This is a genomic window from Streptomyces phyllanthi (assembly GCF_009377205.1).
GTDB classification, from domain to species: domain Bacteria; phylum Actinomycetota; class Actinomycetes; order Streptomycetales; family Streptomycetaceae; genus Streptomyces; species Streptomyces phyllanthi.
Genome location: NZ_VJZE01000352.1, coordinates 1 through 9,869, shown reverse-complemented (window position 1 = coordinate 9,869; position 9,869 = coordinate 1). Strand labels below are relative to the sequence as shown.

General features: G+C 70.7%; 5 protein-coding genes. 2 read left to right on the top strand and 3 right to left on the bottom strand.

The window, feature by feature from the left end; genetic code table 11:
* The first annotated feature begins 74 nt into the window (after positions 1–74).
* Positions 75–995, top strand: coding sequence for a chitosanase (locus tag FNH04_RS33825; RefSeq protein WP_152789669.1), 921 nt, complete (start codon positions 75–77; stop codon positions 993–995).
* A 154-nt stretch (positions 996–1,149) separates the two neighbouring features.
* Here the strand turns inward: FNH04_RS33825 and FNH04_RS33820 are convergent, their stop codons facing one another.
* The 3 genes from FNH04_RS33820 to FNH04_RS33810 all read right to left on the bottom strand — a co-directional run bounded on the left by FNH04_RS33820 (position 1,150) and on the right by FNH04_RS33810 (position 8,327).
* Complete coding sequence (locus FNH04_RS33820) at positions 1,150–2,613, bottom strand: glutamate synthase subunit beta (RefSeq protein WP_152789668.1); 1,464 nt, start codon at positions 2,611–2,613, stop codon at positions 1,150–1,152.
* Positions 2,606–7,201 carry a glutamate synthase large subunit gene (gene gltB, locus FNH04_RS33815; protein WP_152789667.1) on the bottom strand — a complete coding sequence of 1,532 codons (4,596 nt, stop codon included), beginning with the start codon at positions 7,199–7,201 and terminating at the stop codon, positions 2,606–2,608. Before gltB ends, FNH04_RS33820 begins: the two co-directional genes overlap by 8 nt.
* A 397-nt stretch (positions 7,202–7,598) precedes the next feature.
* Entirely contained in the window at positions 7,599–8,327 is a 729-nt protein-coding gene (locus tag FNH04_RS33810) for a VIT1/CCC1 transporter family protein (RefSeq protein ID WP_322724625.1), read from the bottom strand.
* A gap of 320 nt (positions 8,328–8,647) precedes the next feature.
* Between FNH04_RS33810 and FNH04_RS33805 the strand changes: the two genes are divergently transcribed.
* Positions 8,648–9,724: an ADP-ribosylglycohydrolase family protein gene (locus tag FNH04_RS33805; RefSeq protein ID WP_152789666.1), complete on the top strand. Its 1,077-nt coding sequence runs from the start codon at positions 8,648–8,650 to the stop codon at positions 9,722–9,724.
* The last annotated feature ends 145 nt before the right edge of the window (positions 9,725–9,869 follow it).

Below are 9,869 nucleotides of genomic sequence, written 5' to 3'. Positions count from 1 at the left end.
CCCCAACCCGACACCCAGGCAAATCACCCAACCCGCCTAACTCCCCCACGCGCTCCCCACATACGCTATGCGCCATGAAACGCGCCGGTTGTCTCCTGCTCGCCGCTGCCCCGCTGGTCATCACGGCGTCGGTCTACCTGTTCACTCCCGGCCCCTCGGACACGGACGCCTCCGGAAGCGGGACGACGACGTCGGAATCGGCCGGCCAGAACGCGAAGTCCCGGGCCGAGGCCGAGCTCGCCGCCGACAACGAGATGATCGCGGCCGCTCCCCCGGGGCTGGCCGCCTCGGCCAAGAAGGAGCTGGCCCAGAAGGTCGTGTCGAGCGCCGAGAACTCGACCCTCGACTGGCGCAACGCGTACGGCACCATCGAGGACACCGACGACGGCTGCGGCTACACCGCCGGCATCATCGGCTTCTGCACCGGCACGCACGACCTGCTCGCCCTGGTCGAGCGCTACACGAAGGCCCACCCCGACAACGCCCTCGCCGAGTACCTGCCCGCCCTGCGCGAGGTCGACGGCACGGACTCCCACGAGGGCCTGGACCCCGGTTTCACCAAGGCATGGAAGGCCGAGGCACGGGTCCCGGCGTTCCGCAAGGCCCAGAACACCGAACGCGACCGCGTCTACTTCGACCCGGCGGTCCGCCTGGCCAAACTCGACGGCCTCGGCACCCTCGGCCAGTTCATCTACTACGACGCCATGGTCCTCCACGGCCCCGGCATCGACTCCGACGGCTTCTACGTCCTCCGCGAGCGCGCCCGGAGCAAGGCGAAGACCCCGGCGGAAGGCGGCCGCGAGAGGGCCTATCTGGACGTCTTCCTCGACATCCGCCGCAAGGCCATGAGGTCGGAGGACTCCGACCACGACACGACCCGCATCGACACAACCCGCATCGACACGGCCCAGCGCCGCTTCCTGCGGGAGGGGAACCTGAAATTCGAGCCACCACTCGTGTGGCAGGTGTACGGGGACACGTACCGGGTGCCGTAGCGACGGCGCCGGACGCCCGGGACCTCGGGGCCCGGACAGGCCCCGGTCGGGCCCCGGACAGGCGACGGCGCCCGCCCCATCGTCCGGTCGGGGACACGGGGCGGGCGCCGTCTGTGTTCCGTACGCCTTTGTACGGGACGTACTGGAGGGGCCGTCAGACCATCAGCGCACGGTCCGTCGGGCGGATCGGCGCCGGCAGGTCACTGGCACCCGTGAGGAAGCGGTCGACACCACGGGCGGCCGAGCGGCCCTCCGCGATCGCCCACACGATGAGGGACTGACCGCGGCCCGCGTCACCGGCCACGAAGACACCCGGCACATTGGTCTGGAAGTCGGCGTCGCGGGCGATGTTGCCGCGCTCGTCGAGCTCCAGGCCGAACTGGTCCACCAGGCCGTTCTCGCGGTCGGGGCCCGTGAAGCCCATGGCGAGGGTGACCAGCTGGGCCGGGATCTTCCGCTCCGTGCCCGGCTTCTGGGTCAGCTTGCCGTCCACGAACTCGACCTCGGCGAGGTGCAGCCACTGCACGTTGCCGTCCTCGTCGCCCTCGAAGTGGGTGGTCGAGACGGAGTAGACGCGCTCGCCGCCCTCCTCATGGGCCGAGGTGACCTTGTACAGCATCGGGAAGGTCGGCCACGGCTGGGAGACCGCGTTCCGCTCGTCGTTCGGGCGGGGCATGATCTCCAGCTGCGTCACCGAGGCCGCGCCCTGGCGGTGGGCCGTGCCCACGCAGTCCGCGCCGGTGTCGCCGCCGCCGATGACGACCACGTGCTTGCCCTCGGCGGAGATCGGGGGCGCCACGAAGTCGCCCTCCTGCACCTTGTTGGCCAGGGGCAGGTACTCCATGGCCTGGTAGATGCCCTTGAGGTCGCGGCCGGGGACCGGGAGGTCACGGGCGGTGGTGGCGCCCGCCGCGATGACGACCGCGTCGTACCGCTTCTTCAGGTCCGTCGCCTTGAGGTCGCGGCCGATCTCGATGCCCGTACGGAAGCGGGTGCCCTCCGCGCGCATCTGCTCGATACGGCGGTTGATGTGCCGCTTCTCCATCTTGAACTCGGGGATGCCGTAGCGGAGGAGGCCACCGATGCGGTCCGCGCGCTCGTAGACGGCGACGGTGTGGCCGGCCCGGGTCAGCTGCTGCGCGGCGGCCAGGCCCGCCGGGCCCGAGCCGATGACCGCGACCGTCTTGCCCGACAGGCGCTCGGGCGCCTGCGGGGCGACGTCACCGGTCTCCCACGCCTTGTCGATGATCGAGACCTCGACGTTCTTGATGGTCACGGCCGGCTGGTTGATGCCCAGCACACACGCCGACTCGCACGGGGCCGGGCAGAGGCGGCCCGTGAACTCCGGGAAGTTGTTCGTGGCGTGCAGGCGCTCCGACGCGGCCGCCCAGTCCTCGCGGTAGGCGTAGTCGTTCCACTCGGGGATCAGGTTCCCCAGCGGGCAGCCGTTGTGGCAGAACGGGATACCGCAGTCCATGCAGCGGCTGGCCTGCTTGCTGATGATCGGCAGCAGGGAGCCGGGGACGTAGACCTCGTTCCAGTCCTTGAGGCGCTCCTCGACCGGCCGGGACTCGGCGACCTCACGGCCGTGGTTCAGAAAGCCCTTCGGGTCAGCCATTGATCGCCGCCTCCATCATCTTCTGGTGCGTCTCGGACTCGGAGAGACCGGCTCGCTCGGCGGCGTCCTTGGCGGCGAGCACTGCCTTGTACGTGCTGGGGATGATCTTGCTGAAGCGCTCCACGGACACGGACCACTCCGCGAGGAGCTTCTCGGCGACCGTCGAACCGGTCTCCTCGGCGTGGCGGCGCACCACGTCGTGCAGCCACTGCTTGTCGGCGTCGTCCAGGGCCTCGACGGCGTCCACGTTGCCGACGTTGACGTTGTCGCGGTCCAGGTCGATGACGTACGCGATGCCGCCGGACATACCGGCCGCGAAGTTGCGGCCCGTCTCGCCCAGGACCACCGCGTGGCCACCGGTCATGTACTCGCAGCCGTGGTCGCCCACGCCCTCGGACACCACCAGGGCACCGGAGTTCCGCACGCAGAACCGCTCGCCCGTACGGCCCCGGAGGAACAGCTCGCCGCCGGTCGCGCCGTACGCGATGGTGTTGCCCGCGATCGTCGAGTACTCGGCGAGGTGGTCGGCGCCCCGGTCGGGACGGACGACCACCCGGCCGCCGGAGAGGCCCTTGCCGACGTAGTCGTTGGCGTCGCCCTCCAGGCGCAGCGTCACACCGCGCGGCAGGAAGGCGCCGAACGACTGACCCGCCGAGCCCGTGAAGGTGATGTCGATGGTGTCGTCGGGCAGGCCCGCGCCACCGAACTTCTTCGTCACCTCGTGGCCGAGCATGGTGCCGACCGTGCGGTTGATGTTGCGGACCTTGACCTGGGCGCGCACCGGCTGGGCGTCGGTGGCGCTGGACGCGGCCAGGGCGTCGGCGGCGAGCTTGATGAGCTCGTTGTCGAGCGCCTTCTCCAGGCCGTGGTCCTGCTCGATCAGCTGGTGGCGCACCGCGCCCTCGGGCAGCTCGGGCACGTGGAACAGCGGCTCCAGGTCCAGGCCCTGCGCCTTCCAGTGGTCGACCGCGCGGGTCACGTCGAGGGTCTCGGCGTGGCCGACGGCCTCCTGGATGGAGCGGAAGCCCAGCTCGGCGAGGAGCTCGCGGACCTCTTCGGCGATGAACTGGAAGAAGTTCACGACGTACTCGGCCTTGCCGGTGAACCGCTCGCGCAGCACCGGGTTCTGCGTCGCGATACCGACCGGGCAGGTGTCCAGGTGGCAGACGCGCATCATGACGCAGCCGGAGACGACGAGCGGCGCGGTGGCGAAACCGAACTCCTCGGCGCCGAGCAGCGCGGCGATCACGACGTCACGGCCGGTCTTCAGCTGGCCGTCGGTCTGGACGACGATCCGGTCGCGCAGGCCGTTGAGCAGCAGCGTCTGCTGGGTCTCGGCGAGACCGAGCTCCCAGGGGCCGCCCGCGTGCTTCAGCGAGGTCAGCGGGGAGGCACCCGTACCGCCGTCGTGGCCGGAGATCAGCACGACATCGGCGTGGGCCTTGGAGACACCCGCGGCCACGGTCCCGACGCCGACCTCGGAGACCAGCTTCACGTGGATGCGGGCCCGCGGGTTGGCGTTCTTGAGGTCGTGGATCAGCTGGGCCAGGTCCTCGATGGAGTAGATGTCGTGGTGCGGCGGCGGGGAGATGAGCCCCACGCCCGGCGTCGAGTGCCGGGTCTTCGCCACCCACGGGTACACCTTGTGGCCGGGCAGCTGGCCGCCCTCGCCGGGCTTGGCGCCCTGGGCCATCTTGATCTGGATGTCGTCGGAGTTGACCAGGTACTCGGACGTGACACCGAAGCGGCCGGAGGCGACCTGCTTGATCGACGACCGGCGGGCCGGGTCGTACAGGCGCTCCGGGTCCTCGCCGCCCTCACCGGTGTTGGACTTGCCGCCCAGCTGGTTCATGGCGATGGCGAGCGTCTCGTGCGCCTCGCGCGAGATCGAGCCGTACGACATCGCGCCCGTCGAGAACCGCTTGACGATCTCGGAGACCGGCTCGACCTCGTCGATGGAGATCGGCTGCCGGTCGCTCTTGAAGCCGAAGAGTCCACGCAGCGTCATCAGGCGCTCGGACTGCTCGTTCACGCGGTCGGTGTACTTCTTGAAGATGTCGTAGCGGCGCGCACGCGTCGAGTGCTGGAGGCGGAAGACCGTCTCCGGGTCGAACAGGTGCGGCTCGCCCTCGCGGCGCCACTGGTACTCGCCGCCGATCTCCAGCGCGCGGTGCGCGGGGGCGATGCCGGAGGCCGGGTACGCCTTGGCGTGGCGGGCGGCGACCTCCTTGGCGACGACGTCGATGCCGACGCCACCGATCTTGGAGGCGGTGCCGTTGAAGTACTTGTCGACGAAGGCCTGGTCGAGACCGACGGCCTCGAAGACCTGGGCACCGCGGTAGGAGGCCACGGTGGAGATGCCCATCTTGGACATGACCTTCAGGACGCCCTTGCCGAGGGCGTAGATCAGGTTGCGGATGGCCTTCTCGGCCTCGATGTCCGCCAGGAACGTCCCGGCGCGGACGAGGTCCTCGACGGACTCCATCGCGAGGTACGGGTTCACGGCCGCGGCACCGAAGCCGATGAGCAGGGCGACGTGGTGGACCTCGCGGACGTCGCCGGCCTCGACCAGCAGGCCCACCTCGGTGCGCTGCTTGGTGCGGATGAGGTGGTGGTGGACGGCCGCGGTGAGCAGCAGCGACGGGATCGGCGCGTGCTCGGCGTCCGAGTGGCGGTCCGAGAGGACGATCAGGCGGGCGCCGTTGTCGATGGCGGCGTCGGCCTCGGCGCAGATCTCCTCGATGCGCGCGGCGAGGGCGTCACCGCCGCCGGAGACCCGGTACAGACCGGAGAGGGTCGCGGCCTTCATGCCGGGCATGTCGCCGTCGGCGTTGATGTGGATGAGCTTGGCCAGCTCGTCGTTGTCGATCACCGGGAAGGGCAGGGTGACCGAACGGCAGGACGCGGCGGTCGGGTCCAGCAGGTTGCCCTCCGGGCCCAGCGAGGAGCGCAGCGAGGTGACGAGCTCTTCGCGGATGGCGTCCAGCGGCGGGTTGGTGACCTGCGCGAACAGCTGGGTGAAGTAGTCGAAGAGCAGCCGGGGGCGCTCGGACAGCGCGGCGATCGGCGAGTCCGTGCCCATGGAGCCGATCGGCTCGGCACCGGCCTTGGCCATCGGCGCGAGGAGGACGCGCAGCTCCTCCTCGGTGTACCCGAAGGTCTGCTGGCGGCGGGTGACCGAGGCGTGGGTGTGCACGATGTGCTCGCGCTCGGGCAGGTCGGAGAGCTCGATCTCGCCGGCTTCCAGCCATTCCCCGTACGGGTTCTCGGCGGCGAGCTCGGCCTTGATCTCGTCGTCCTCGATGATGCGGTGCTCGACGGTGTCGACGAGGAACATACGGCCGGGCTGCAGGCGGCCCTTGCGGACGACCTTGGCGGGGTCGATGTCGAGGACGCCGACCTCGGAGCCGAGGACGACGAGGCCGTCGTCGGTGACCCAGTAGCGGCCGGGGCGCAGACCGTTGCGGTCGAGCACGGCGCCGACCTGGGAGCCGTCGGTGAAGGTGACGCAGGCCGGGCCGTCCCAGGGCTCCATCATCGTGGAGTGGTACTGGTAGAAGGCGCGCCGGGCCGGGTCCATGGAGTCGTGGTTCTCCCACGCCTCCGGGATCATCATCAGCACGGAGTGCGGGAGCGAGCGGCCGCCGAGGTGGAGCAGTTCGAGCACCTCGTCGAAGGAGGCCGAGTCGGACGCCTCGGGCGTGCAGATCGGGAAGATCCGCTCCAGCTTCTCCTGCGGGCCGAACAGGTCGGAGACCAGCTGGGACTCGCGGGCGCGCATCCAGTTGCGGTTGCCCATGACCGTGTTGATCTCGCCGTTGTGTGCGACGAAGCGGTACGGGTGGGCGAGCGGCCAGCTCGGGAAGGTGTTCGTGGAGAACCGGGAGTGCACGAGCGCGATCGCGGAGGCGAAGCGGCGGTCGGACAGGTCCGGGAAGAAGGGCTCCAGCTGACCGGTGGTGAGCATGCCCTTGTAGACGATGGTCCGCGCGGAGAGCGACGGGAAGTAGACACCGGCCTCGCGCTCGGCGCGCTTGCGCAGCACGAAGGACTTGCGGTCGAGGTCGATGCCCTTGCTCGCGCCGTCGGTCACGAAGATCTGGCGGAAGGCGGGCATGGTGGAGCGGGCGGTGGCGCCCAGCAGCTCGGGCGCGACGGGCACCTCGCGCCAGCCGAGGACGGTCAGGCCCTCGTCGGCGGCGATGGCGTCGATCTGTGCGACGGCCTCGTCGGTCCCCTCCTCGGGCAGGAAGGCGATACCGACGGCGTATGCCCCGGCCTCGGGCAGCTCGAATCCGGCCACCTCGCGGAAGAAGGCGTCGGGGACCTGGGAGAGGATGCCCGCGCCGTCGCCGGAGTCGGGCTCTGAGCCGGTGGCACCGCGGTGTTCGAGGTTGCGCAGCACCGTGAGGGCCTGCTCGACCAGGGTGTGGGACGCCTCGCCGGTGAGGGTCGCGACGAAGCCGACGCCGCACGCGTCGCGCTCGTTGCGGGGGTCGTACATACCCTGCGCAGCAGGGCGAGCATCCATGAAGGACCAGTTCTGGCCATTCGCGGAGTGCTGGGACGGCTGGCGCGGCGTACGCATCGGCTCTCCCGTCGTCGTCAGTGGCTGTGGTTGCCTCCCAGGCCCTGGGGCTCTGGGGGCGCAGGTGCCGAGGGACGACGCTGGCCCTCTGCGCAAAATTTCGTGCAGGTTACATGATGAAACGGTTCTCGGAAACTGGATACTTCGTTCCAACATGCGGACGCCGCTGGCGCACGGCGCGAGTACCGCGCGCGGCGGCGGGAATCATGGGGAGCCGACCGGACAGATCATTGTCCGCCGACTCTGTGTGCGCAGGGGGCTACGTCGCCCACCACAGGGGTGCGAAGCGAGCGTCATTGCCCGCGGCGCTTACGGCTCATGCCCAGCGGTTAAGCATTCGAAACCGCCTGGTAACGACTACTTATACGGCCCGTCGCATAGGTAGCCAGCTGATCCATCATACGGCCGCACCGAACAGACTGCCCAGGGCGTACGTCACACCCGCCGCGGTCCCCCCGAGGGCGAGCTGCCGCAGTCCGCTGAACCACCAGGACCGCGCCGTCACCCTGGCCACGACCGCACCGCACAGGAACAGCCCGGCGAGCGCCAGCAGCACAGCGGGCCACAGAGCCGTCGCGCCGAGCAGGTACGGCAGTACGGGGAGCAGGGCGCCCAGGGCGAAGGAGCCGAAGGACGACACCGCGGCGACGGCCGGCGAGGGGAGGTCGCCCGGGTCGATCCCCAGTTCCTCGCGCGCGTGGATCTCCAGGGCCTGCTCGGGGTCGTGCGACAGCTGCCGGGCGACCTCGCGGGCGAGCCCCGGCTCGACACCGCGGCTCTCGTAGAGCTCGGCGAGCTCCTGCTCCTCGTCCTTGGGATGCCTCCTCAGCTCTCCGCGCTCGACGTCGAGCTCCGCTTCGACGAGTTCGCGCTGCGAGGCGACGGAGGTGTACTCCCCGGCGGCCATGGAGAAGGCCCCCGCGGCGAGTCCCGCGAGGCCGGTGAGAACGATCGTCTGCTGACCGACGGAGCCGCCCGCGACACCGGTTATGAGGGCCAGGTTCGACACGAGCCCGTCCATCGCCCCGAAGACGGCGGGGCGCAGCCACCCGCCGTTCACGTCACGGTGCGTGTGATTGTCCCGGTGCGCCTTGTGCAGCACCGCTCGGGTGTCGATGACGGCCACGGTTCCGGCTCCCCCTTGCGTTGTTCGACCTCTTCCTCAACCTCGAACGTACGCGCGGAAAATGCCTCTCGCCAGCAAGGAAGGCCGTACTTACCGGCACATGTCCGGGTGCCGCCAGGGCACCACGGCCCCGATCGCGCTCATGCGTACAAAGGCCCGCGCAGATGTCGACCGGGTGACAGAAGGGGGTTCCCGAAGCCGGTGGGGCGCGCTGTGTGGCAGAGATCCGAAAAGCAGATCAGCCACCTGACGAGCAGACCGACCCCTTGACGAGCAGATCGACCCCTCGCGGCAAGGCCCTCAGAGCAGAGAGGCACCGAATGGTTTCCATCGCCTGCATCTCCCCGGTCCCGGCGCCCGATGACGCCGTCGGCCCGCGCGACCGGGCGCGCGGCGCACTGCTCGGGCTCGCCGTCGGGGACGCGCTGGGCGCACCCGCCGAGAACATGAGGCCGTCGGAGATCCGCGCGCGCTGGGGCCGGATCACCGGGTACGTGGCGGAGCACCCCTGCGGTACGGACGACACCGAGTACGCGATCTTCTCCGGGCTGCTGCTGGCCCGGCACGGCTCCGCGCTCACGGTCGCGCACGCGGAGGCGGCCTGGCACCAGTGGATCGCGGACCGGGACGAGGGCCCGTTCCGGGGTGCGGGTTTCAGCGAGCGCGGCACGCTGGAGAACCTGCGCCGCGGTCTCGTGGCACCGATCTCGGCCCAGCACCGTCACGCCTGGAGCGACGGGCTGGCCATGAGGGCTGCCCCCTTCGGCGTCTTCGCGGCGGGACGCCCGGCGGAAGCGGCCCGGCTGGTCGCCGTCGACGGCTCGGTGAGCCACGACGGCGAGGGCATCTACGGCGGTCAGGCGGTGGCCGCGGGCGTGGCGGCGGCGATGGCGGGTGCCCCGGCCGGCGTCGTGGTCGCCTCGGCCCTGGCGGTCGTACCGGACGACTCCTGGACCGCCCGCTGTCTGCGCCGTGCGGTGGCGGTCGCCCATCACGGCGAACGCGCGGTCCGCTCCGCGGTGGTGATCGGCGGCTATCCGTGGACGGACCTGGCACCGGAGGCCGTCGCGCTGGCCTTCGGTGCGTACGCGGCGACCGACGGCGACTTCACGGAGGCGGTGCTCATGGCGGTGAACATGGGCCGCGACGCCGACACGACGGCGGCGGTCGCGGGCGCCCTGGCCGGCGCCACCCGGGGCGCCTCGGCGATCCCGCCGGACTGGGCGGCGGCGATCGGCCCGGCGCGGGGCACGTGCCTGCCGTCGATGAAGGGCCACCACGTCCTGGACATCGCGGAGCTGCTGACCCCGGACGAGTCCGCCAAGTGGGCGCCCGGACCGGCCGGGGTCCGGGACTCGTACGTGCTCGCCGCGGACGAGGAGGAGGTACGGCCGTGAGACCACCCGCGCCATGGAACGAGGGGCCGGCCGGAACTCTGCTCGGCCCCGCAACCGCCGACGGTGAGAACACATCACAGGGGCCACCCGCACCCGAAAACGAAAGCGTCACGGGCGGTGCGGGCGGTGCGGGCGGTGCCGGCGG

Bases quoted from the DNA above. Each gene is read 5' to 3' on its own strand.
- FNH04_RS33805 (WP_152789666.1), top strand. From the start codon at position 8,648: ATGGTTTCCATCGCCTGCATCTCCCCGGTCCCGGCGCCCGATGACGCC.
- FNH04_RS33825 (WP_152789669.1), top strand. From the start codon at position 75: ATGAAACGCGCCGGTTGTCTCCTGCTCGCCGCTGCCCCGCTGGTCATC.
- gltB (WP_152789667.1), bottom strand. From the start codon at position 7,201: ATGCGTACGCCGCGCCAGCCGTCCCAGCACTCCGCGAATGGCCAGAAC.
- FNH04_RS33820 (WP_152789668.1), bottom strand. From the start codon at position 2,613: ATGGCTGACCCGAAGGGCTTTCTGAACCACGGCCGTGAGGTCGCCGAG.